At 64.3% G+C, this 23,496-nt stretch carries 23 protein-coding genes and 1 pseudogene; 9 read left to right on the top strand and 15 right to left on the bottom strand.

The window, feature by feature from the left end; genetic code table 11:
- Positions 1–43: 43 nt before the first annotated feature.
- The 4 genes and pseudogenes from N7E70_RS05070 to N7E70_RS05055 all read right to left on the bottom strand — a co-directional run.
- Complete coding sequence (locus tag N7E70_RS05070) at positions 44–994, bottom strand: glycosyltransferase family 2 protein (RefSeq protein WP_263005694.1); 951 nt, start codon at positions 992–994, stop codon at positions 44–46.
- Positions 984–1,913 carry a glycosyltransferase gene (locus N7E70_RS05065; RefSeq protein WP_269441444.1) on the bottom strand — a complete coding sequence of 310 codons (930 nt, stop codon included), beginning with the start codon at positions 1,911–1,913 and terminating at the stop codon, positions 984–986. The genes N7E70_RS05070 and N7E70_RS05065 overlap by 11 nt, the downstream gene beginning before the upstream one ends.
- Complete coding sequence (locus tag N7E70_RS05060) at positions 1,910–2,896, bottom strand: glycosyltransferase family 2 protein (RefSeq protein WP_263005734.1); 987 nt, start codon at positions 2,894–2,896, stop codon at positions 1,910–1,912. Before N7E70_RS05060 ends, N7E70_RS05065 begins: the two co-directional genes overlap by 4 nt.
- Before the next feature lie 66 nt (positions 2,897–2,962).
- Positions 2,963–4,087, bottom strand: a pseudogene (locus tag N7E70_RS05055) (glycosyl transferase family 1); the annotation flags it as partial.
- A gap of 166 nt (positions 4,088–4,253) precedes the next feature.
- Here N7E70_RS05055 and N7E70_RS05050 point away from each other — a divergent pair.
- Positions 4,254–5,639: a polysaccharide pyruvyl transferase family protein gene (locus N7E70_RS05050; protein ID WP_263005693.1), complete on the top strand. Its 1,386-nt coding sequence runs from the start codon at positions 4,254–4,256 to the stop codon at positions 5,637–5,639.
- Here N7E70_RS05050 and N7E70_RS05045 read toward each other — a convergent pair.
- From N7E70_RS05045 to N7E70_RS05010, 8 genes are all read right to left on the bottom strand, one after another.
- Entirely contained in the window at positions 5,541–6,998 is a 1,458-nt protein-coding gene (locus tag N7E70_RS05045) for a lipopolysaccharide biosynthesis protein (RefSeq protein WP_263005692.1), read from the bottom strand. The two genes, N7E70_RS05050 and N7E70_RS05045, sit on opposite strands and share 99 nt — an antisense overlap.
- Complete coding sequence (locus N7E70_RS05040) at positions 6,995–8,176, bottom strand: glycosyltransferase (protein WP_263005691.1); 1,182 nt, start codon at positions 8,174–8,176, stop codon at positions 6,995–6,997. The genes N7E70_RS05045 and N7E70_RS05040 overlap by 4 nt, the downstream gene beginning before the upstream one ends.
- 33 nt (positions 8,177–8,209) lie before the next feature.
- Positions 8,210–9,289: a glycosyltransferase gene (locus N7E70_RS05035; protein ID WP_263005690.1), complete on the bottom strand. Its 1,080-nt coding sequence runs from the start codon at positions 9,287–9,289 to the stop codon at positions 8,210–8,212.
- A 39-nt stretch (positions 9,290–9,328) separates the two neighbouring features.
- Positions 9,329–10,660: a UDP-glucose dehydrogenase family protein gene (locus N7E70_RS05030; protein ID WP_263005689.1), complete on the bottom strand. Its 1,332-nt coding sequence runs from the start codon at positions 10,658–10,660 to the stop codon at positions 9,329–9,331.
- A gap of 64 nt (positions 10,661–10,724) precedes the next feature.
- On the bottom strand, positions 10,725–11,453 hold the full coding sequence (locus N7E70_RS05025; protein WP_269441462.1) for a glycoside hydrolase family 16 protein: 729 nt from the start codon (positions 11,451–11,453) through the stop codon (positions 10,725–10,727).
- 214 nt (positions 11,454–11,667) lie between these two features.
- Complete coding sequence (locus N7E70_RS05020; protein ID WP_263005687.1) at positions 11,668–12,069, bottom strand: hypothetical protein; 402 nt, start codon at positions 12,067–12,069, stop codon at positions 11,668–11,670.
- Positions 12,070–12,074: 5 nt separating this feature from the next.
- On the bottom strand, positions 12,075–13,085 hold the full coding sequence (locus N7E70_RS05015; RefSeq protein WP_269441443.1) for a glycosyltransferase family 2 protein: 1,011 nt from the start codon (positions 13,083–13,085) through the stop codon (positions 12,075–12,077).
- 301 nt (positions 13,086–13,386) lie between these two features.
- Positions 13,387–13,656: an exopolysaccharide production repressor protein gene (locus N7E70_RS05010; protein ID WP_067956186.1), complete on the bottom strand. Its 270-nt coding sequence runs from the start codon at positions 13,654–13,656 to the stop codon at positions 13,387–13,389.
- 220 nt (positions 13,657–13,876) lie between these two features.
- On the opposite strand from N7E70_RS05010, the gene N7E70_RS05005 reads away from it, so the two are divergent.
- The 8 genes from N7E70_RS05005 to N7E70_RS04970 all read left to right on the top strand — a co-directional run bounded on the left by N7E70_RS05005 (position 13,877) and on the right by N7E70_RS04970 (position 20,666).
- Positions 13,877–14,089: a hypothetical protein gene (locus tag N7E70_RS05005; RefSeq protein ID WP_263005686.1), complete on the top strand. Its 213-nt coding sequence runs from the start codon at positions 13,877–13,879 to the stop codon at positions 14,087–14,089.
- 180 nt (positions 14,090–14,269) lie between these two features.
- Positions 14,270–14,944, top strand: a complete 675-nt coding sequence (locus N7E70_RS05000) for a sugar transferase (RefSeq protein ID WP_154386714.1) — start codon at positions 14,270–14,272, stop codon at positions 14,942–14,944.
- Positions 14,945–15,033: 89 nt separating this feature from the next.
- A complete protein-coding gene (locus N7E70_RS04995; RefSeq protein WP_331461883.1) occupies positions 15,034–16,284 on the top strand; it encodes a polysaccharide biosynthesis/export family protein in 1,251 nt (416 codons plus the stop codon).
- Between the two features lie 18 nt (positions 16,285–16,302).
- Entirely contained in the window at positions 16,303–17,598 is a 1,296-nt protein-coding gene (locus tag N7E70_RS04990; RefSeq protein ID WP_263005685.1) for an O-antigen ligase family protein, read from the top strand.
- Positions 17,599–17,643: 45 nt separating this feature from the next.
- Positions 17,644–17,850, top strand: a complete 207-nt coding sequence (locus N7E70_RS04985; RefSeq protein ID WP_067956179.1) for a hypothetical protein — start codon at positions 17,644–17,646, stop codon at positions 17,848–17,850.
- A gap of 347 nt (positions 17,851–18,197) precedes the next feature.
- Positions 18,198–18,629 carry a hypothetical protein gene (locus N7E70_RS04980; protein ID WP_263005684.1) on the top strand — a complete coding sequence of 144 codons (432 nt, stop codon included), beginning with the start codon at positions 18,198–18,200 and terminating at the stop codon, positions 18,627–18,629.
- Between the two features lie 188 nt (positions 18,630–18,817).
- Positions 18,818–20,059 carry an MFS transporter gene (locus N7E70_RS04975; RefSeq protein WP_263005683.1) on the top strand — a complete coding sequence of 414 codons (1,242 nt, stop codon included), beginning with the start codon at positions 18,818–18,820 and terminating at the stop codon, positions 20,057–20,059.
- Positions 20,060–20,210: 151 nt separating this feature from the next.
- Positions 20,211–20,666, top strand: a complete 456-nt coding sequence (locus tag N7E70_RS04970) for an SgcJ/EcaC family oxidoreductase (protein WP_210252529.1) — start codon at positions 20,211–20,213, stop codon at positions 20,664–20,666.
- Positions 20,667–20,669: 3 nt separating this feature from the next.
- On the opposite strand, the gene N7E70_RS04965 is transcribed toward N7E70_RS04970, so the two are convergent.
- The 3 genes from N7E70_RS04965 to N7E70_RS04955 are packed head-to-tail and all read right to left on the bottom strand — an operon-like array spanning position 20,670 to position 23,494.
- On the bottom strand, positions 20,670–21,380 hold the full coding sequence (locus tag N7E70_RS04965) for a glutamine amidotransferase (protein WP_067956171.1): 711 nt from the start codon (positions 21,378–21,380) through the stop codon (positions 20,670–20,672).
- A gap of 6 nt (positions 21,381–21,386) precedes the next feature.
- Positions 21,387–21,866 (bottom strand): tellurite resistance TerB family protein, encoded by a 480-nt coding sequence (locus tag N7E70_RS04960; RefSeq protein WP_263005682.1) that lies wholly within the window; start codon positions 21,864–21,866, stop codon positions 21,387–21,389.
- A gap of 47 nt (positions 21,867–21,913) precedes the next feature.
- Positions 21,914–23,494 carry a heme biosynthesis protein HemY gene (locus tag N7E70_RS04955; RefSeq protein WP_263005681.1) on the bottom strand — a complete coding sequence of 527 codons (1,581 nt, stop codon included), beginning with the start codon at positions 23,492–23,494 and terminating at the stop codon, positions 21,914–21,916.
- Positions 23,495–23,496 lie beyond the last annotated feature (2 nt).

Here is a 23,496-nt window from a genome sequence, read left to right as displayed (position 1 = left end):
GTAACTCTCCTCGTCTTGTTCTTGACCGCTCCGGACACACGCATCATGTGCCGGACCGGTATGCGAACTGCCTGGCGAACCGGCGCAGCCGGACCTCGATCGGCATCCGCAAATGTCGAACCGCCGCCGGGTCCTTCAGTGCGGTTCGTACCGCCTTGAGCGGCGACCGCTGCTTGATGTGCATAACCAGTGACAGGAATGAGGCAGCCTGGGAGAGGCTGCGGGCGCGTCGCGTGAACGCTTTTTTCGCCTCTCCGCCGAGCCTGTTGCGAGCCTCGAACGCAGCATCGGCACGCTGCATCGCCTCGACGTGATGAAGCTCCAGAACCCTTGAAATCGAGCCGTTTCGGACGTGATAGGCATAGCCTACGGCAGGTTCGACGACGCAATTGCCACCCAGGGCGAGCGCGTCTGCGAGCAGCATATAGTCCTCGCCGATGCGCAGATTCTCGTCGTAACGGAGCTCATTTGCCTCGAGATATTCACGCAAGAATATCGGCTTCATGTAACCAAAATTGAACGTCGTCTCGAAGACGACATTGCCGCCGATGAAGTCTGCCAGCGTCAATTGGCCGAGTTTTTCGAGATAGCCTTCAGCAAACATGATGTCCTGCGGGCGGCCGTCCTCGTGAATCACGACGATGTTGTCGACCGCCATCACGGCGGAGCCAGCTTCAGCCCTGCCGATCATTGCTGAAAGCCTGTCAGGCAGCACGGCATCGTCCGAATCGAGCACCGCGACCCAGCGCCCTCGCGCCGCGTCGAGACCGGCATTGCGCGCCCCGCCTGGACCGCGATTGTTCTCCAGCGCCACGACCCGCACACGCGGATCGGCATAGGCCCGTGCAAACCCAACCGTCGCATCGGACGAGCAGTCGTCGACGACGATCACCTCGACGGTCACACCTTGCTGAGCCAGCGCGCTGTCGATGGCGCGGCCGAGCGTTGCCTCGGCATTGTGGGCGGCGATGACGAAGCTGACGTCAGGCTGCATCCTCGCCTCCCTTATTGCCGTAGAGGCGAAGTTCGCGCGCGCCGGCCAGCCCGCTCAGCACGCCCAGATGCATCACGCCGCGCAACAGGCTGCGGTTGCGGCTGACCGGCTGCAGCACAGTCAGCCCAGCCGCGGCAAAGCAGTAACCGGCCTTGGCCGAGGCCCTGACCAGCTCACCGAAGCGACCAGCGCCACCCCTCTTGGCTCCAAGCAGGCGGCCATGCGTTTGCCCGACACGGAAGCGCCGCTTGGTCAGCCAGCCGAACGAGGTGCGCGACGCCGGAACCGGCTCCTCCACCCAGGCCTCGGGCGCATATGCGATCCGTCCGCCGGCGCGGAACACCTGGTCGAAGAACTCGGTGTCCTCGCCGCCCGACTGGCCGCGCGCCAGGCTGAAGCGACGGCCGGCGAGGCTGGGCGAAGCGATCCGGAGCAAGGCATTGCAGGTGTAGCCGGTGCGAATCTCGCCCCGGACGAACACCGGATAGGTCGAGTGAAAATCGCCGACCTGCATCCAGCCCGGCGCCCCTGCCCCGTAACGCGCTTTGACCGGCCCAAGCACCACCTCGGCACCTGTCGCCTGCGCGGTCTCGACGAGCCGCTTCAGCCACATGCCCGTCGCCTTCTCGTCATCGTCAATGAAGGCGACAAAATCGGCCGAGCTGGCATCCAGGCAAGCATTGCGGGCGAGCGAGATGTTCCGCGCCGGGCAATGGACGTAGCGAACCTCAAGCGAAAGCTCTTGCGCCAGAGCGGAGACCAGCTCCGCAGCACTGGGCACCTCGTCATTGTCGGCGACGACGATACCGATGCGGTATCCCTCGGGCAAATCCATCGCCGCAAGCGAGCGCAGCGTGTCGGCCAGTTCGCGCCGCCTGAAAGTGCAGACGCAGATGTCGATGCTGGGCATTGCACTCATGCCGCACGCCCTCTTGCCGGCATGCCGAGAAGCTGCAGCCAGAAGCCGAGCGACCAGGCAAAATGCATCACCATCGCCGACACGCCGGCAAGCGCCAGCCCCGGCTTGCCGGCCCGCAAGGCAAGGGCAGCGCCATAGCCCAGGCAGATCGCCGCCCAGACGAGGACAGGCACGGCGAAGGCCCAGTGCATGATGGCGAGGCTTGCGACAAGTGCCGTCGGCGCCACCATCAGCGGTATCATTTGCCGGAGCTTGGGGATGACGCGGTGTTTCAGCACATTCCTCGCCCGCCCCCTGCCATAGCCGAGATACTGGCGAAACAGGCCGCCGAGCGAAGCACGCGGGAAATAGGTCATGCGGGTGCGCCCGCTCATCCAGATGCGGTAGCCGGCCTCGCGCAGGCGATGGTCGAGCTCGGCATCCTCATTGTGACTGAAGCTTTCGTCATAGCCGCCGACGTCATGGAACGCAGCGATGCGCATCAGCGCGTGGTGACCGTGATCGACCCACTCACCCGCCGCACCAAGCCTGTGCTTCGCCCCACCCGTGCCGAGCTTCGAGTTCTGCGCCGCCGCGGCCGCCTGTTGCACCGTGCCGCTGCCTTCGGTCAACATCGAAACGACGATGGAATCGGCGCCCGTCGCCGGCGCTTCCTCGAGCAGCCGGTCGCAATAGTCGTCGGGATAGCCGCCATGAGCGTCGATGCGGATCAGATAGTCGACGCCACGACCGAAGCGTTCGACGGCCAGGTTCACTGCCGCACTCTGGATACGCGCCGGATTGTCGATCAGCACGACATTGTCGTCTTCGGCAGCAATGCCGGCAACGATGGTCCGGGTCGCATCGCGGCTGCCGCCGTCGGCGACGATGATCATTGCGCCGAGCCGCCGGGCAGAGGGCCGCAGCTGGGCCAGAAGGCCGCCGATATGGCGCTCCTCGTCGAGGCACGGAATGATGATGATGGCGGAGGACGTTTCGGTCATGCGTCTGCTTGTGTTGGTTGCGTTGAAGGTCAGGCGGCGATGGCCGAGGCTTTCGCCGTTTTGGGCGGCGACCCGTTCGAGCCTCGCCACCAGCGCCCGGCAATCGGCCAGGTCGCAGATCCAGGTTCCTGGATCATGGGCAAGCACGCCGCCGCGCAAGGCGGCAAAACGCTCGCGCGTCATGTCCGAGAGCTCTTCCATCAGCGCTGTTGCTGACGACTCGGGCAGCACCAGCCCGATATCGAGGCGCTCGAGGAAACGCGCCGTCTCTGTACCCGCCATGGCGATCGGCACCGTGCCGAATCGGCAGCCTTCATAGAGCCGGTTGGGCAACAGCCATGACGAATTCTGGCCTTCCTCGAAGAAGTCGATCGCCCAGGCAAAATGCACCTGCGCATAGATATCAGCCATGTCCTCGGGATTTCTGTAGGCACCCTTAAACGCCAAATGGGGCTCCGATTCGACGAAACCGTGGAAGTCAGCAAACTCCGACAAAGCGGGCCGGCCGCGGAGGACGACCTCGAACCGACCCTCCATCTTGCGGGTGAAGGCGGCGAGCAGCTCAAGCGACTTGCGGCAGCGCAACGCCCCGAACCAGCCGATCTTCCAGGGCTCATCAGCCAGCGCCGCCGACGGCATCGAATCAATACGCGGCTCCAGCTCGAGGAGCTTGTTCTCGACCAGTTCGATGGGTGCATCGATCTGGCTGTACCGTTCGAAATAATGCCTGACGAAAGCCGGCGAGCTTGTCAGCAGCAGGCCGACATTGCGCCCGAACAGCCGCTCGGCCCCGCGCAGGCCCTTGCCCAGCACATCCTCGCGCAACACCAGCCGGTGGATATCGAGGCATTCGTAGACGATTGGCGTCGAGGCGCCGAAGGCCTGTAGGGCACGTTGCGCCAACGCCAGCATTTCGAGATTACGGGTAACGATCACGTCGGGCGCAGCCACCGCCTTCAGCGCAGCGCCGATGCGCGTCGCAGCAACCGCAACCGCCCCCAGACGCTGCGCAAAGCGCCCGTCGCGGGTGTGACCCAGGTCGATCGGCGTCAGGCCCTCGACGTCGTCGCGTTCTTGCGTCCGGCGGAAACCAGCGAGCGTAACGCGCGCGCCACCAGCCTTGAGCATGATGATCCGTCGACGGACTGCCGGGTCGGAAACATCGTGCACCAGGTACAGAACATGCAGCATGAATTCACGCTCGCAGTTTGGCCCACCGACGACGAAGCTAGTGCACTCATTGCTGCGTCGCAACAATTATTGACTGCTCGCACCTCAATTATTGTTGCGCCGCAAAATGGCCCGGTTAGCCTGTACTTATCTTCCCGACGCGACCAATCCGAGGAGGCCAGCGCCCATGAAGACTGTCATCGTCGAAAACACCGTCTGCCTGAACACCGGCGATGCGGCGATCCTGCTGGCCATCCGGCACATCCTAAAGGCGGCCTATCCGGGCGAGTTGCGCTTCCAGGTGTTCGATAGCCAGCCCGAGGTGGCGTCGCGGCTTTATCCCAGGCAAGCCTATCCCGACATCGAGATCCGCAAGCTGCTGGCCGAATCGATCTTCAAATACCCCTATGACGACAATCGACTGAAGAACCTGGCCAAACCGATCTACAACCGGCTCGCCCTGAGCGCGCTGCGCCACTATGGCAAGAGCCGCGCCCTGGACGAAACGATGTTCGGCACCGAGGACCGCCGAAGTCTCGACATGTACAGGCAGGCCGACCTCGTCGTCACCACGGGCGGCACCTATCTGGTCGAGAACTACAATCTCGAACGCCGCCTCAACCAGTTCCGCATCGACGCCATCTTCGGCAAGGACCCGGTGTTTTTCACCCAGTCTCTCGGCCCGTTCGACAAGGACTACAATCGCCGCGAACTGAAGCCAGTCTTCGACCGCAGCCCGCTGATGCTGCTGCGTGACGAGTGCTCGCGCGGCCATCTCGACGGCCTCGTCGACGATCCCGGCAAGTGCCATGTCGTCGCCGATTCGGTGTTTGCGCTCGCCGATAAAAAGCGCATCGAAACGCTGCTCTCTGCCGGCACGTCGCCGGCGCAGACCGGCCGCGTCGGCATTTCGGTACGCCACTGGAACTACGTGACTGACGGCGCCGACGGCATGCACCGCTACATCACCTCTATCCGCGACATCACCACCACCCTGGTGCGCGACCACGGCAAGCAGGTGACCTTCGTCTCGACCTGCCAGGGCGTGCCGGAATACGCGCATGACGATTCGAAAACCGCCCGTGCCATCGTTGCCGAACTCGATGCCAATGTCGCTGTCCATGTCGACGTCGACGCCGGCTTCCACACGCCCGAGCAGTTGATGGAACTGGTCAAGGGCTTCGACTTCGTCGTCGCCACCCGCATGCACATGATGATCATGTCGCTCTGCGTCGGCGTGCCGGTTCTGCCCATCGCCTACGAATTCAAGACCCGAGAACTTGCCAAGCGCGTCGGCCTGGCCGAGCTGCTGCTCGACATAGACTCCGTGACCTCTGAAGAAGCCACCCAAAAGCTCGCGGCTTTCACAGGCGATCTCGACCACCTCAGGAAAACGACGCTTGCCGCGGTGCTGGAAGAACACGCCTCTGCCATGTCGGCCGCCGATCTGGTCCGGCCGCTGCTTGGCGGTGCGTCAGCGGATGTTACGGGCGATGGTCTTCCAAGTCGCGACGAGGGCGCGACGCGACTGCGGAACGGCGACCATGAAGGCGAGCGCCACCGCGTAGCTTAGGGTTGCCGCGGTGATCGCCGCCACGATGTTGGACTGGGCGATGAGTGCTGGCGGCAGGTAGCCGTAGCCGAACCAGGCCACTGCCGCTGCGATGATCAACAGCCCCTGCACCATCATGAAGTCGAGCGCCGTGACCGGGCCGGTCCGCCCGATCATCACCGCCAGCACCGGCAGCCTGAGCGCGTAGCCTGAGATGGCATAGGCGGCAGCAACGCCGACGGCGCCCCATTTCAGCCCGACGGCGAATGACAACGCCGTCGTCAGCGCCGAATAGACGCCCCAGCGGAACATCGTGCTGGTCTTGCCCTGACAGATGAAGATCCAACCCGTCGTGCTCGACACTGGCTGCATCAGGCCGGCAATGCCGAGCCAGGCGAAGATCGGCGCCACGCCCAGCCAACGTTCGCCGAACAGGATGGAAACGACCGGCTCGGCAGCAATCGTCAAGGCGGCGATGCCGGGAACGGTGATGAACGCAAGCAACCAGTTGGTGCGCAGATAGAGCTCGCGAAAGCGTGGCTTGTCGTCCTGGATTCGGCTCAGCAGCGGCACCATCAGCCGCGACAGCGGCTGGTTGATGTTCTGCAGTGGAAACAGGAGCAGCTTATAGGCGCGGTCGTAATAGCCGAGCTCGACCGGGCCGGAAAACTTGCCGATCAGGATGTTGTCGAGGTTGCGCGAGAAGAAATTGACGAGGTTGAAGCCGGTGAGATTGGCGCCGAAGGACAGGATCTCGCGCTCGACCCTGATGCTTGGCCTGCCCGGTTTCCAGCGCGTCGCCAACCATGCACCGGCGAGCGTCACCACGGCACCCGCCGCAGGCCCGATTACCAGCGACCAGTAGCCGAGCCCGGCATAGGCGGCGGCAATCGCCGCGCCCAGGCCGGCAAGGGCGGTCGCGACGTCATTGACGGCCAGTTGGCCGAACTGCAGGTTGCGGTTCATCAGGGCCAGCGGCAGCGCGGCAAGACTACCGAGCAACAGAGGCATGGCGGCGGCAAGCGTGATGCCGGTCATCCTGCCGTCGCCATAAAATGCCGACACCGCCGGCGACAGCGCGGCGATCACGATGGTGCAGATCAGCCCGGCCAGGGCGCTGATCCAGAACACCTGGTTGAGCTGCTGCCGGCTGATCTCAGGGCGTTGGATGACCGCCTGTTGCAGGCCGAGATTCTGGAACAGTCCAACAAAAGCGATGATCGGGCCGACCGAGGCGACGAGGCCGAAATCCTCCGGCGCCAGCATCCTGGCCAGGATCACCACTGAGACGAACTGGATGCCGATCTTGATCGCCTGCGCCGCTGCCGTCAGCGCCCCGCCGCGCAGCGCGATGCGCCCGAGTTGCGCATCGGCGGTCATGCCGCAATCCTTGTTGCGGCGAGACGGAACAGCGTGTCGGCGAAAGCATCGTTGAGCCGGCCGGAATCGAAGTCTTCCTCCACCTTCCGCCGCGCCGCCCGTGCCAGTTCTTCGCAAGGTGCGGGATTGTCGGCGATCCAGATCAGCTTCTGCGCCAGCGCCCCGACATCCCGTTCCGGCGCCAGAAGGCCGGTCCTGCCGTCCTCGATCAGTTCGGGAATACCGGAATGATAGGTGCTGACCACGGTCAGCCCCGCTGCCATCGCCTCCATCAGCGCCACCGGAATGCCTTCGAGGTCGCCGTCGCCCGCTTTGACGCTGGGCAGCACAAAGACATGCGCGTCGGCAAGCCGCTGCTTGACCTCGCTGTGCGGACGTGGCCCGAGAAACGCCACGCGTTCGGCAATGCCGAGCGTCTGCGCCAGCTGCTTCATCGCGTCGAGCAATTCGCCGCCGCCGATGACTACGTAGGACCAGTCGATGTCGGGCCTGACGGCTTGCACGTCGCCGAGCGCGCGAAGCGCGAACTCGATGCCCTTCTTCTCGGTCAGCCGGCAGACCGAGATCAGCTCCAGCCTGCTGTCCCGGCGTTCGCCGGCGCGATAACCGATCGCCTCGGTATCGACGCCCATATGGTGCACGGCAACCCTGTCGGCGCGCGCACCGGCCTCGATCAGCGCGTCACGAAAGAAGCCGTTGACCGGCAGTTGCAGCGCACCCTGCCGGAAGACGACCTCGTAACGCGACAGCGAACCGTCATGCATCGGCGCGCCGACATCGTGGCCGTGGAAGATCGTCACCAGAGGTACCGATATCCGCCGCTGCTTCATCGCCCTGGCGACCCGCAGGCCGTTATTGCCGAAATGCGCGACGATAACGTCGTACTTCTCGAGCTTGCCGGCAAAGGCGATGTCGAGCGCCGTCGATGCCTTGTCCCAAAGCTTGCCCGACCAGCGACGCAGCGAGGGCCGCAGCGGCCCGAGCGCCCCCCACCATTGCGCGACGCCGCCGGGCAGATTGCGCCAGCGCGGATCGTCGATGTTGCGCTCCTTGCCGAAGGTCGTCTCGTTGCAGACGACGCCGACCTCGATGCCGCGCGCAAGGCACCCTTCGATCTGGTCGAGCACGAAGGTCTCGGACAGCGAGGGGAACTTGTCGACAACGAAACAAACCTTCATCGAACGGCTCTCCAGAACCCTGACGGCACCACCTCAGGCAGCCTTGTTCAGGCCCTGCGCCACGGCCTGTTCGAGCACGCCCATGAAGGTGGCGAACTGCGCGTCGGGGTCGAGTTGCGCGCGCCCGGCAAAGGCGCGCGCGGCCGCCGACTGCCGGTCATACCAGGCCTTGTCCTGCCAGAGCCGACGCACGGTTTCGACCCAGTCGTCGAGCGGCGCGTCGTAGTCGAGCACCACGCCGCCCTCGCCAACCGCCTCCGGCAGGCCGCCGCGGCGCGAGCCGATGACCGGAATGCCGCTGCAATGCGCCTCCGAGGCGACACGGCCCCAAGCCTCCTCCCATTTGCTCGGCGCGAGCAGGATCTTCGTCCGACCATAGACCGTCTTCATGTTGCTGGTTCGGCTTTCGAGCCGGACATTGCCGAGCGGCGCAATCGTCTGCTCGATACGGGCGCGGTGATCGTCGGCCAGCTTCCAGCTTTCGACGAACAGGAACGGAATGTCGGGGCAGCGCCCGGCGATGCGCACCGCAAGCTCAAAACCCTTTTCCTCGTAAGGATTGATCAGCGTGACGAAGTCGCCTGACGTTTCCGTGGCGTAGAGCGCGGGATTGATCGTCGGCGGGATGACGGTCGATTCGATGCCGAAGCGCTGGCCATAGGTGCGCGCGGTGAATTCCGAATTGGCGATGTAGCGCGCCTGCCGCAACTCGCTGAGATCGCCGCCAAGCTCGTGGAATTCGACATTCCGGAGATAGACGACCAGCGGAATGCCCTGGGCCTCCAGCGCTTTCCCGATCGGCACCGACTTGTGGCACTGGACCACGGCGACGTCGGGCTTCAGCTTCTCCACTGCGAAGCCTGCGGCCTCCCATGGGAACCAGGCCCGCACTACGGGATATCCAGGGAAGCTGTCGATGACGGCGCGTTGTCCGGTCAGCTTCATCTTGGCTCTCGCCTTGAAGCCGAACATGCCGTCGCCGAACAGCGCGGCCAGCACCGAGGCCTCGTGGCCATGGGCGCGCAATTGCTCGACCAGGTGATGCGTCGACGACTGAACGCCGCCGCTGAACTCGGGCGTGTAGCCGTTGCCGCCTGCAAACAGAACCTTCATGTCCCTGCTCCGATATCGAATGGTTGACGGCCTCGCGCCTCACCCGGCCTTGCGGCCGATGGAGACGTATTGGATGCCGTGGCGGGCGACGACTGCCGGGTCGTAGAGGTTGCGGCCGTCGAAGATGACGGCGGTCTTGAGCTGTTCGCGGATCAGCTCGAAGGACGGCGCCCTAAAATTCTTCCACTCGGTGGCGATCAAGAGTGCATCGGCACCGCGCAACGCCGCCTCCTTGGTACCGCACAAGGTGAGGTCGTCGCGCTGGCCATAGATCTGCTGCGCCTCGTTCATCGCCTCGGGATCATAGGCCTGCACCCTGGCGCCGGCTTGCCACAGCGCCTCCATCAGCACCCTCGATGGTGCCTCGCGCATGTCGTCGGTGTTGGGCTTGAAGGCCAGACCCCAGAGCGCAAAGGTCTTGCCGGTGAGATCGCCGTTGAAGTGGTCTTTCAGCTTGTCGAACAGCACCGCCTTCTGGGCATTGTTGCGCGCCTCGACCGAATGCAGCAGCACCGGCTCGAAGCCGACATCGCCGGCGGTGCGGATCAGGGCGCGCACGTCCTTGGGGAAACACGAGCCGCCATAACCCAGCCCGGGATAGATGAAGTGGTAGCCGATACGCGGGTCCGAACCGATGCCCTTGCGCACCTCCTCGATGTCGGCGCCGAGCAGTTCGGCCAGGTTCGCCATCTCGTTCATGAAGCTGATCTTGGTCGCCAGCATGCAGTTGGCGGCGTATTTGGTGAACTCGGCCGAGCGCACGTCCATCACGATCATCTTCTCGTGGTTGCGGTTGAACGGTGCATAGAGCTCACGCATCACCTCCTCGGCCGCTTCGCTGTCGGTGCCGACGATGATGCGGTCGGGCTTCATGCAGTCGGCGACCGCCGAACCTTCCTTCAAAAACTCCGGGTTGGAGACGACGTCGAAGCTTAGCTCCTCCCGGCCTCTCTGTTTCAAGGCCACCGCAATCGTCTCGCGCACCTTGTCGGCGGTGCCGACCGGCACCGTCGACTTGGTCACCACGATCTTGGCACCCGCCATCTCGCGGCCGATGGCATCGGCCACCGACAGCACATATTTGAGGTCGGCCGAGCCGTCCTCGCCCTGCGGCGTGCCGACAGCGATCATCTGGATCGCGCCATGCTTCACCGCCATCGAAGCATCCGTCGTGAAGACGATACGCCCCGCCGCGTGGTTCTCGCGCACCAAAGCCTCCAGCCCCGGCTCGAAGATCGGGATGAAACCCTGGTTCAGCCGCTCGACCTTGGCCGCATCGACGTCGACGCAGACGACGTCATGCCCGACCTCGGCCAGAACAGCCGCCTGAACAAGACCGACATAGCCAATCCCAAATACCGTGAGGTTCATCCAGTCCGTTCCTGTCTGTTGATGATGTCGAAGCGCGGCTGAACCGCGCCTGGGTATCTGCCCGTCATTTCAGGGTGCACGCGACCGAGCCCTCGAACTGGCAAGCTTCGCCCGGGGCGGTGAAGGCGACGCGATCGACCGCCATGCTCACCGGCTTGCCGGGATCGACAAATCGGCCCATCCATTCGCTCAGCGTGCCCGTGCCCCACAGGCTGAAGAAGATCTTCTGCGGATGGCTTGGCAGTTGCGCCGGGTCGGTCACCTGATGCACGAGCTGGCCGTTGACGAACCAGCGCAGCCGTTCCTTTTCCCAGACGAAGGCATAGTCGTTGAAGCCCTGGTCGGCGCCGCCGGGCACGTCGACAAGCTTCTCGGCATTGGACTTGCCGCCGACATAGGCGTTGACCTGCACCTTCGAGGGATCCTTGGTCAGGACCTCGAAGTCGATTTCGTCATGCGGCTTTTTGTGCACCGGGCCGATATAGGTGAAGAAGGCGGCGTTCAGACCCGAGCCGGTGCCGGTCTTCATCCGCGCTTCGTAGGTGCCGTAGCCGAAGCGTTCCTTGGTCTGCACTTCGCCGCAGGAATAGTCGCGGTTCTTCAGCGGCTTCTTCTCGAAGCTGAGCACGAGGTTGCCGTCGGCGACCTTGACCTGCTCCTTCGACCAGGTGCAGTTCTGGTGCTTGCCGTTGTCCCAGCCGTCCGAGATGAACCAGCGCGAAGCGCTCAGCGTATCGAAGGTCTCGACGAAGGATTTGCCGGTGGCCTCCTGAGCCACGGCACCACCCGACATACCCAGCAGGCCGGCAAGTGTGACCGACACTGCCAACGCAGCGGTACTGCCGAGAGGTCGGCACGCGCTGTAATCCCTAACGTTCGCATTCATAGGTCATCCTTGTGTCTTCGCGCCTCCCGCCCGGAAACCGCATTGCCACACCGGCCGGAGATGCCCCCAGCCGGACGAAATCCTCCCATCCTCCCTGATGTCAGGCCCTGTCGCCTCGGGCCTAGAACTGGCGCAGGGCCTCCGCTTGCGCCAAACGTGCCGATGATTCCTCGTCGGTCTCGCGACCTTCATCGGCAAAAATGTCCAGCGAATGACGAAGCCCAGCGACGAAATCCTTTTGCCGTCCGAGCGCCTCGATCCGTCTCAGACAGGCCTTGAGCGATTCTGTCATCTGGTCCATCTCACGCGCCCGCAGCACGGAAACCGCTGAATTTTCCATGGCTTCGACAAGGAAAGCAGCATTGGCCGAGACCGCCTCGTAGCGGTTGCGGATGCCGGTTCGTTCCGCCTCGATGCCGGCGGCGAGTTCGTCCAGCGCCCGCGACAGCTGGCCGAAGCGCGCCTCGTCGGTCTGCCGGTCGCGGTCGGGGCTGCGGGTGCGGAATGCAAAGATCGATGCCATGCGCCCTACCCCGCCTTCGCGGCCGAGCCGGCCATCAGGTAGCGTGGACGTGCAGCGCCACTTTCCATCGCCGACGGATTGCGACGGCGCAGCAGCTCGAGCTTGTCGAATGCCGCCCCTTTGGTCACGGCCGACAGGTTCGTCGGCGAGGCGAAGGCAAAGCCCATGGCACCGGAAAGCCCGCCACTGGCCTTGAGATCGAGGAAATGTCGCAGCCGATATTTGTCGCGCACATGCCGCTCATGGCGGCGCAGGACACGTCGCTGTCCGGCTGTCAGACCGGCAAGCGCCAGAAGATCGAGATCGGCATCGGCCAGCCGCCTCAGGTCCTCGGTACGATGCTGGCCGCTCAGCGAATTGGACCGGACCACCGCGCAATAGCCGCAGGAGTGGATCAGCTTGAAGCAGGCACCGAAAGCCAGGGCCCGGGCATAGAGCGCATAATCCTCGCCGAGGCGCAGCTGCTCGTCATAATGCAGGCCGTGCTCTGTGAGCATGGCGCGCCGCATCACCGGCTTGAGAAAACCCAGCTCGCCGCGCCGGGCGCCGCGCCGGGAAATGTTGCCGGCGACGAAGCCGACAAGGTCGAGCTCGGTCGGATCGGCTGCGAACTGCTCGATGCTGCCCGACAGCACGTCGCGCACCGAGGCGTGTTCGGCAAAGACGATGTTGTCGGCGACGAGATCCCAGTCATCGCCGTCCACGAGCTTCGCGAACCGTCCCGGCAGGAAGAAGTCGTCGGCGTCGAGAATGCTGATCAGCGGCGCCCTGGAGTGGCGTATTGCCATGTTACGGGCAAAGGACGGGCCGCGATTGACGTCGAGCCGCAGCACCAGAAGCCTGCCGCTGCCGTCATCGGCGGCGCGCGCCACCGCCTCGGTCGCATCGGTCGAAGCGTCGTCCACGACGACCACCTCGGCCACCTCCGGCTCCAGCAGAGCGGAGGCAATGGCCGTCGTGATCGTTTCGGCTGCGTTGCGCGCAGCAATGATGACACAGACGTCGGTTCCGCTCACGTCGGTTGCCTTTCGTCATAGCCCGCCGACGCAAGAGCTATATTGCACCTGCTAACAAGGGAACCCCAACTTTTGTTACGGCGATTCACGGGAGGCGCTAAGGGCACCGGCAACCGCCATCGGCAAGCCGCGGCTTTCCAAGGGCTGCAGGCAGCTTCGTCCGATCACATATGACGGTTTCATCACACCGAGGCCGCCAAGGCCGCCTTCGGATTGGCAGCGTCGCGTCTTGCTTACATATACGGGCAGGACGGCAGCGATTCTGCCGGAACAGGCGGCCGCTCACGCCGATCTTGTCGGTCTAGTGAGCGCTGCCTTTCGGGGTCAGGTCGTCGGCTGGAACAGTGGCGGTACCTTCAGCCGCGGTCTTCGACTTGCCGGTTTCCACCGGTTTCGGCCCGGCGCGCGCCACCATTGCCAGCACGACGAGAAAGTATCCGACCTGAAGAACAACCGCGCATATCACCGCGCGCAGCAAGATCGTGCCCCAGCCGGCAGCATCCATGTAGGACCACAACGCCACGACAGCGATGACCATCGCCATGCCGAACACGAATTTGGGTAAAGTCATGTCAGCTGATCGTCAGGCCGGAGGCATCGGCACTGATTTCGTCGCCATGTTGCTTGCAACTCCCCTTGCCCTGAAAGCTTCCGCCCGTGTCCGTTCCTTCGTTTTATCTTGATGCCTGCGCGGCCCCAGCCGGTCGGCGCGAAGAACGTCATTCCACTATATTGACCCGCCCAACTGTCAGCAAGCGGAGCCTCTTGGAGAGCGAGTCTAGACGGCAAAGATGAATGCTGCATTGCACCGTCCGGCGATGCCCCAAGTCGAAACGATTTTTGCCTTTGATGGCGTTATTTCAGAAATTTTTGCGATATCAGCCGCCTGCAACAATATGCTCGTACCTCGTGACGCACTTTGTTCGACTAAACAGCAGCATGACGAAGATATAATTTCAGGCATTTCCACCTTATGGACTGGATTGATTCTGCATACGCATTAATCTTGAGGACACAAAACTGTCGCAATGGACTCTTTTTGTGCAGGCCATGCACGGTTCTTGGACATCTACTGGCGCAAATATTTCACGCGTCAAAAAAACGTGTGTTGCGGCGCAGCATACCAATCCTATCCTGACACGGGGCGATTCTGGGGCGATCTATCGACCAATTGGAGTTGCAGCATGAGGGATCTAGCCAAGTCGAGCAGCTTGGAGTTTCCACATATGGCCGCCGACCTTCCTCCGCTCGGTGGCGTGGCCAAGCGCGGATTCGACATCGTCGGTGCCGGTCTCGGCATCGTCGCGCTGAGCCCGTTGTTCCTGCTCATCGCACTACTGGTGAAAGTCTCCGACGGCGGCTCGGTCTTCTACGGCCATCGCCGCATCGGCCGCGGCGGCCGTATCTTCCAGTGCCTCAAGTTTCGCACCATGGTTCGAGACGGCGATGCAGTTCTGGCCGCTCATCTGCGCAACGATCCTGAGGCGCGGGCCGAGTGGGAGGCAACGCGCAAACTCAAGGACGATCCGCGCGTGACCCGCGTCGGCACCGTGCTGCGCAAGCTCAGCCTCGACGAGCTGCCGCAGATCATCAACATCCTGCTCGGCGACATGAGCATCGTCGGCCCGCGCCCGGTGGTCCGCGACGAGCTCGAATACTACGGCAAGGCCGTCGTCTTCTACCTCAAGTCCCGGCCGGGTCTCACAGGACTGTGGCAGGTCAGCGGCCGCAACGACGTCTCTTACGACAGCCGCGTGGCCTTCGATCGTCACTATGTCGAGAACTGGTCGCTCGTCGAAGATATCCGCATCATCCTGAAGACGGTTCCGGCCGTCTGCATGTCGCGCGGCAGCTACTGATCCTGCCGCAATCGGGCTGCGCCGACGCGCGCGGCCACTCCCAGCCGCGCATCCCCGGAGATGTCGCGGCACAGGAATGGACGATACCGTTGAACACCATCAGCACTCCCAAGCGCGCAAAGCGCCTGCTCGGCATGGGCGCCGCGCTCTGTCTTGCCCTCGCTTTCGCGACAACCCTGGCCGCAGCCGAGGACTACAAGCTCGGCACCCAGGACAAGCTGACAATCCGCGTCGTCGAATGGCAGACCGTCGAAGGCGCCTTCCGCGACTGGTCCTCGGTCAGCGGCGACTACACGGTCGGCCCCTCCGGCAAGCTGTCGCTGCCGTTCGTCGGTGAGACCGAAGCCGCGGGCAAGACGACGGCCGAGATCGCCGAGACCATCGGCAAGACCCTGCAGGACAAGTTCGGCCTGTCCGATCGCCCCGAGGCTTCGGTCGAGGTCGCGCAGTTCCGCCCGTTCTACATCTCCGGCGACATCCAGAGCCCCGGTCAATATGCCTATGCGCCCGACCTCACCGTGCTCAAGGCGGTCAGCATCGCCGGCGGCATGCGTCGCGGCGCCGACGGCGCCCGCACCGAGCGCGACCTCATCAACGCCGAAGGCAGCCACGCCGTGCTGTCCGACGAGCAGCTCCGCCTGATGGTGACGCAGGCGCGCATCGACGCCGAACTCACCGGCAAGACCGAATTCGCCGCCCCAAAGGACATCGCCTCCTTGCCTGGGGTGGACGGCATGGTCGCCAACGAGACCGCCATCATGGCCTCGCGCCAGAAGAAGCTCACGCTCCGGCTGCAGGCGCTCGACAACCTCAAGGGCCTGCTCGAGAGCGAGATCGTCTCGCTCGGCCAGAAGGCCGAGACGCAGAAACGCCAGGTCGAACTCGCCAGAAAGGAACTCAGTGGCATCGACACGCTGGCGCAGAAGGGGCTCGTCGTGAACACACGCGTGCTGTCGACCGAACGTTCGATCGCCGAGATGGAAGGCAAGATCCTCGACCTCGAGACCGCCACGCTGCGTGCCAAGCAGGACGTCAGCAAGGCCGAGCAGGAAGCGATCGATCTCAGGAACAACGCCGAATCCGAACTCGCCGTCGAGCGCCAGAAGACTGTCGGCGAGCTCAATGCGGTGACGCTCAAGCTCGGCATGCAGAAGGGACTGATCGCCGAAGCCGGCGGCACGGCGTCCGCGGCAGCCGGCATCGAGCAGCCGACGTCCTTTGTCCTCGTCCGCAAGGGCAGCGATGGCAAGAGCACGGAAATCACGGCTGCCGAGGACACGTCCATCCTGCCCGGCGACGTGATCAAGGTCGTGCGGTCGGGTAGCCCGCTCGTCCAGTAGCTGATCGGGTCAGACACGATGCGGATCAGGAAGTCGTCACTGGTCGAACCCGGCCGCAACACGCTCTACGGCGCGTTCGCGGTCGCCGTCTCGTTCTTCGTCTTCGCCTATTCCTTCCGCATCGGCCAGATCTCGATCCTGATGTACTACGCGGTGTGGCTGCCGCTGGTGCTGGTCGACTACCGTTGCACGCTCGGCCGCCTTGCCCGGTCGCCGCAACTCCTGGCTTTCGCGTTCTTGGCATGCCTGTCCTATTTTTGGTCAGACGCGCCTGACGTCACCTTGCGCGCAGCCCTCCAGTACCTCACACATGTCGTCTGCGCCGTTATCGCCGCCCGTGTCATCGATGCGCGCACCTTGTGCATCGGCGCCATCGCAGGCATCGCCGTCATTCTCGGTTATTCGATGCTGCAGGGCGGCTATGTCTACGACGCGCTCGACGGCAGCTACAGCTTCGTCGGCGCCTTCGGTTCCAAGAACCAGCTCGGCTTCTACGCCTCGCTGGGCGTGCTGCTGGGCTGCTATTTCGCGCTGTTCCTGACACGCAGCCGCATCGCTCGCCTCCTTGCGCTCGGCGTCGTCGCCCTTTCGGCCGCGTCGCTGGTGCTGTCGCAATCGGCGACATCGATGCTCGCCACGCCCGCGGCCATTGCCATGGTCGTCGCCATCGCCGGACTGGAGGCATTCTCGCCGACACATCGCCGGATCTTCTTCGCCGCCGGCCTCGCGCTTGCCGGCACGGCAGTGCTGGCCGCCCTCAATTTCGGCGCGGCCGACATGGTGCTCGGCGCCTTCGGCAAGGATTCGACGCTGACTGGCCGCACCTATCTCTGGCAGCAGGGCATCGATGCGGCGGCCAACACGCCGCTGCTCGGCGTCGGCTATGCCGCCTACTGGGTGCAGGGCTTTTCCGAGGCCGAGCGGCTGTGGAACGAGTTCTACATCCCCGCCCGCACCGGCTTCCACTTCCACAACACCTATATCGAGGCGCTGGTAGAAACAGGCTATGTTGGCGCGGTCATGATCGTGCTGCCGCTGCTCGCCATCCTCAGGCTCTGCATCGCGCGCTTTTTGTCCGACGGCGACTGGACCGAAGCCCTGCTGCAGACCGGCCTGCTCGCGCTCTTGGTCATTCGCTCGTTCTTCGAGGTGGATATCCTCCAGCCCTATGTCATCGGCTCGTTCCTGCTCTACTACTGCTGGGCCCGCGCCAAGGAACCGGCGGCGCTGCGACGGCCCGGTTCGGCAGCGGACTGGCGCCCGCCGTCGCCTTCGATACCGTCGAACGGCATCGGTCCAGGCATCCAGGCGTAACGCAGCCTGCCCGCACCAGCCTTCTGTCAAATCCTGGTCGACGTCATGGAACTGTCGGTCGTTTCGGGAATTGAATCAGCTGATATCGCTGGAGCCGACATCATGCCGACACCACTTCAACCGCAACGCCCCGAAAAAGGCGAACAGCGCATAGAACTTTATTTCGTCGCGGCCACGATGCTGGCGATGGCAACAACGATGCTCCACACCAACGCCACTGCTTTTGTCCTGGTGCTGCATCTGTTGCAGTGACCAGCGTCGCCAGTTGTCGGCGTCCAGGCACCGAACCGGCCTTGCAATGCAACTGCCGCCCAACAGGCAGTATCGGCGGACGCGGTCGTTGCGTGGCACGCCCTGATCTCAGGAGTCATCGATGGATTGGACAGACTGGTTCTATCTTGCCGTGGTGTTCGGGGCGTCGAGCGCAGTGCTTTGGATGATGGGCGCCTGATCGGCGACACTCGGCTTTACTCTCTGCCCGCACCTGCCGTCCGACGTCACCCGAAACGGCATTTTCGCGGAACCGAAACCGGCCCGGTCGGTTTGTCACCTGGGCGGCGGCCAGAAATTTGAGAGGCCAGGAATTCGAGAGGAAAGAGATGAAACATGCACACGCTATCGCGATCCTGATCGCGTCGGCAACGCTGGCGGTACCCGCCGCCGCCGAGGACGCCGCCAAGCCGGCTGCGCAGCTGGATAGGTCCACGACGGCCAGTACCGGCGCAATGGCCGATCTCGCAACCGTCATGTCGGCCATCGAAGCCAGCCGGAGCACTGCAACCGCGATCCAGGCCATGACGACCGTCGGCAGCGTCCGTGTCGTCAAGGTTTCCGACATCGTCAGCCCCGGCGACAAGCAGGCACTGGACAAGGCCGTGTCGGACAACGAGGCCGATATCACCGGCGTGCAGGCCGCGATCATGGCCAACAGCGCGCTGAAAAAGCAGATCGACGCCAACACGGTCGACACCTCGGCCATCTTGGCCGCCAGAATCGCCGAAGATGGCGTGGTGACGGTCTTCGTCAGGTAGCAAAGCTGGCCGGGACCATGCGGCGTTGGCCCGGTGGCGTGATGTGCCGGGCCACGCTGGCCAGCCGACCCGGAAAATCTTGATCCAGCTGATTTTGTCCGCCCGCCCGTCCGCAAACTGCGCTATGCAGCGCGTGTCGGCTGGCGCGATCCGGACCGCCGCCGCAACAGGTGCATTCGCCCGCCCCGATGACATCCCAGACCGCCACGGCACCTGAACAGCGTTTCGCCGCCTTCCGCCATGGCGCGTTCTCGCGCTACTGGGTGGCACGCTTCCTGGGTACCTTTTCGACGCAGATCATCTCGGTCGGCGTCGGCTGGCAGGTCTATGACCTGACACGCGACCCTTTCGACCTCGGCCTCGTCGGCATCATCCAGTTTGCCCCAGCGTTGCTGCTCGTCCTTGTCACCGGCGTCGTGGCCGACCGTTTCGGCCGCAGGCTGATCATGGGCCTGTCCGCCCTAGTCGAGGCCGCCTGTGCGGCGGCCCTGCTGGCGCTGACCTACCATGGCCTTGCAAGCCCGTTGCCGATCTTCGCCGTGCTCGTCGTTTTCGGCATTGCGCGTGCCTTCTTCGGTCCGGCCTCGGCTTCGTTGGTCGCCAACCTCGTGCCATCAGAGGACTTCGCCAACGCGGTCGCCTGGAACTCGTCGGCCTGGCAGACCGCGACGATCGTCGGCCCGGTCGCCGGCGGCCTGCTCTACGGTCTGTCGCCCGACATCGCCTATGGTGCCGCCGCCGTCCTGATGCTGGCATCGACGGCGCTGATCTTCTCCATCCCCAGGCCGGTCCAGCGCAGCGAGACCGACAAGCCGTCGGTCGAGACGCTGTTCGCCGGCTTCCGCTATATCTGGGGCGAAAAGGTCGTGCTCGGCGCCATCTCGCTCGACCTCTTCGCCGTGCTCCTGTCCGGCGCCGTGGCGTTGCTGCCGGTCTATGCGCGCGACATTCTCGACCTCGGGCCGTGGGGCCTCGGCCTGCTCCGCGCCGCCCCCGGCGTCGGCGCCATCATCGTCGCCGTCTGGCTCGCCGGGCACCCGATCCGCGACCATGCCGGCAAGGTCATGTTCGTCTTCGTGGCGCTGTTCGGCGTCGCCACGGCGGTCTTCGGCATCTCGACGATCCCCTGGGTCTCCATATCGGCACTTGCGCTGCTCGGCGCCACCGACATGGTCAGCGTCTACATCAGGGAAACGCTGATCCAGCTGTGGACGCCCGACCATGTCCGTGGTCGCGTCAACGCGGTCAACGGCGTCTTCGTCGGCGCCTCCAACGAACTCGGCGAATTCCGCGCCGGCACCATGGCCGCTCTGATCGGCACCGCGCCCGCCGTCGTCTTCGGCGGCATCGGCGCCATTGCCGTTGCCGGCATCTGGGCCTGGACGTTCCCTGCCTTGCGCAAGGTCAGGCACCTCGACCGGCACGTCTGACCTTTCCATTGCCCGGTTGCTTTGCCGGCGTTGCAAACGTCGCAACGTATTCATACATTCTTCTACATCGGTCAGGGGATCGCGATGCTTGCCCCGCCTGATCACCGCAAGAAGAACACTGCGCGAGCCCTCAGAATAATTCGGAATGACCATGTCCAATGTGAATGACAACGACCTCGCCTTGATCAACAAGCTGATCACCGAAGTCGAGCGCTCGCAGAACGAACGCTCGGCGGACGATTTCCTCGCTCTGTTCCGTCCCGACGCCGTCTGGGTCACCGCCTTTGGTCGGCGGTTCAGCAACAAGGCCGAGATCTCCGACTTCGCCCGCAAGGTGTTGACCCCTGACCTGGGCGACCAGTATGCCCGCTACGACGTCGCTCATGTCACGATGCTGAGCCCCGACGTGGCCGCGGTGAATGTCCGCCAGCGCCCGATCCACAAGGACGGCACGCCTATCGAAGGCGAACTCGAAGGTTCGCCGCTCTATGTGCTGGTCAAGGAGAACGGACGCTGGATGGTCGGCGCCGGACAGAACACCAAGGTGCAGGCAGCGGCAATCGACACCCAGCAGAGCGAAATCGACGCCCGCGAGGGCAAGAAGTAAGCCTCAGCCCTTGGCCGGTTCGCCGAAGATCCTGACCAGGAATTCGTCGAGCCAGCGCTTGAGATGCATGTCCCAGATCAGCCGGCCGCCGAGATGGTCGCGGCCGGGCTGGGCGCCTGGCAAGACGAAGCGTTCGGCGCCGCGCACGACCCAGCGCTGCATCATCACGCGCGTCAGTTCGGCATGGAACTGGATGCCCCAGGCATTGTCGCCATAACGGAAGGCCTGATTGGGATAACTCTCCGACGACGCCAGCAGCACGGCATCCCCAGGCAGCGAAAAGCCCTCGCGGTGGAACTGGTAGACCATCTCGGGCCAGTGCATCAGCTTGCGGCCTTCCTCGGTCGCCTTGATCGGATACCAGCCGATCTCGACAAGCCCCTCGCCATGCCCTTCGACCTTGCCGCCGAGGTGATTGACCAGCATCTGGGCGCCGAGGCAGATGCCGAGGAACGGACGGTTTTCCTTGAGCGGCACCGCCAGCCAGTCGGTCTCGCGTCGAACGAACTCATCCTGGTCGTTGGCGCTCATCGGGCCGCCGAAGACCACGGCGCCGGCATGCCCGTCGAGCGTGTCGGGCAAGGGATCGCCGAGCGGCGGCCGGCGGATGTCGAGTTCGAAGCCGTTCTCGATCAGCACATGGCCGACGCGGCCGGCACTCGAATGCTCCTGATGCAGCACCACCAGGATCTTGGGTCGCGCCTTGCCCGGCATTTACAGCTACTCGTCCGCTTCGGGTCCGATCTGGCGCTGCGCCTTCTGAGCCTCCTTGCGCTTGGCCTCGACGCGGTCGCGGCTTTCCACGCCGATCAGTTCGGCGATGCGCCAGATGGTGTTGTCCTCCATCTCATGCAGCTCGCCGTCGGCATAGACGATTTCCCACATCATGCCGATGAAGTCCTTGCGCGCCTGGTCGTCGAGGCTGCGCTTGAGCACGCTGGTGAAGGCATAGAGATCGATCGCTTCGTTGTCGGCCTGTTCGCCGGCCTTGACCAGCCGGTCGAGCTCGGCGCCCGAAATGCCGTAGCTCTGGCTCAGCAACTGCTTGACCCGCTCCCATTCGACGTCCTGCCGGTCGCCGTCGGCGTCCATGACATGGTACATCAGCGCCGCCGCGGCAACGCGCGGATCGTCCTCGCGGCTCGCCTTGGACCCTGCCGCCGGCAGGTCCTTCAGAAACGAAATCATGCGTTCGAACATCGTCGGTTCCTGTTTGGGCCAAGCCTAGATCTAGGGTCGAGCTGAAATCAAAACAAACGGAACCGCTTCTGGGCGTTTTCCCGCTCCACTTCCGGATCGACGCCGGGGTCGTCGGGCAAGCGGATCGGTTCGGCCATGTCATCCTCGTCGGTCAGGATCGCGCCGTCGGTCGCCGGCGGCACCGCGCGCGGGGGCACGGGCTGCACTGCCGCAGCCTCCTGCGCCACCTCGTCCTCGACGATCACGTCGACGATGTCGTCGCCGGCGGGCTGCGCTGCCGGAATGCTGGGGATCGACACCCGCTCGTTCGGCTCGTCGTCCTGCTCGATCAGGTGGCCGAGCCGCTCTTCCGGCGCCTTCCATTCGAAAGCATCGAGCCGGCCGGTGACGGGTGAGAACGGCGCCCAGCGTTCGGAGACCACGCCGTCCGCCACCCAGGCCGGGTCGCGCGGCGCGCGCACGGCCCGCGACAGCCACTGTCGCACCTTGCCCTGATCGCCACCTTGGGCTTCCTCGATGTCGGCGAGCAAAAGATAGGCACCCTCGCGCGGCTGCATCCGTGCGGCGGCCTCGGCCTCGGAGCGCGCCAGCTTGTAATCCTGTGCTTCCAGTGCCGCCCGCGCCACGGCGAGCGAGGATTCCGGATGGTTCTGCTTCAGCGATTGCAATTTCTTTGCCCGCGCCAGCCGGTCGAGCACGGCATCGCCTGGGCGACCATGGACGTAGAGCTCGGCGATGTCGGGCAGCGGTTCCGCCTTCCACGCCGTCTCCAGCACCTTCGAGCCCTTGCGCACGTCGTTCTGGCGGAACAGCGCCTTTGCGGCAATTGCAGCCGCCGGACCGAAACCGGGCCGCAGCCGATTGGCCTCAAGCGCTGCGGTCCGCGCCGCATTGAAATCGCCTTCGAACAGCGACATCGCCTTGGCGGTCAAAAGCACCGCGCGCTTGTTGTTGGCAACGTCGCGCTCGATCTGGCGCGTCGACTTCTGCGCGTCGATCAGCGCCAGCGCGCCGTCCCAGTCGCCGCGTTCGCACTTTTCCTCGAGCGTCGAATCCGCCGCCCAGCCGAGCTGCGGCGCAAGGCCGGCGGCGCGGCCGGCATAGTGGCGTGCAGCGGCCCGGTCGCCGAGCCGTTCGGCTTCGAGATAGAGCCCGCGCAGGCCGAGCAGCCGCATCTCGGGATCGTCCAGCATCGCCTCGAACTTCTGCCGCGCCGTGTCGTGGTCGCCCTCCAGCAGCGACGCCTGGGCATCAAGCAGCAGGATCAGCGGCTCCTGGTCGGAGTTGATCAGCTTGGCGGCTTCCTTGTTCTTCTTGCGCGCAAGTGCGGCGTCGCCCGCTCCGGCGGCGATCATGCCGGTCGACAGCGCCTGATAGCCGCGGTCGCGCCGGCGGGCGCGAAAATGCCGGGCGATGGTGAAAGGGCTATTCCAAACCGCCTTGGTGAGCCACCAGGTCAACATCGTTGCCGCAACGATCGCGGTGATCGCCACCGCTGCCACCATCAGGCTGACCTTGTACTGGTAGCCGCTGAAGGTCACGACCATGTCGCCGGGACGGTCGGCCAGCCAGGCAAAGCCCAGCCCGAGCGCAAAAACGATGGCCAGATAGAACAGGATACGGATCATCT

Source organism: Aminobacter sp. NyZ550 (genome assembly GCF_025628925.2).
Classification (GTDB): domain Bacteria; phylum Pseudomonadota; class Alphaproteobacteria; order Rhizobiales; family Rhizobiaceae; genus Aminobacter; species Aminobacter ciceronei.
Note: the sequence above shows the minus strand (reverse complement) of the source record. Positions and strands in the feature narration are given on the sequence as shown.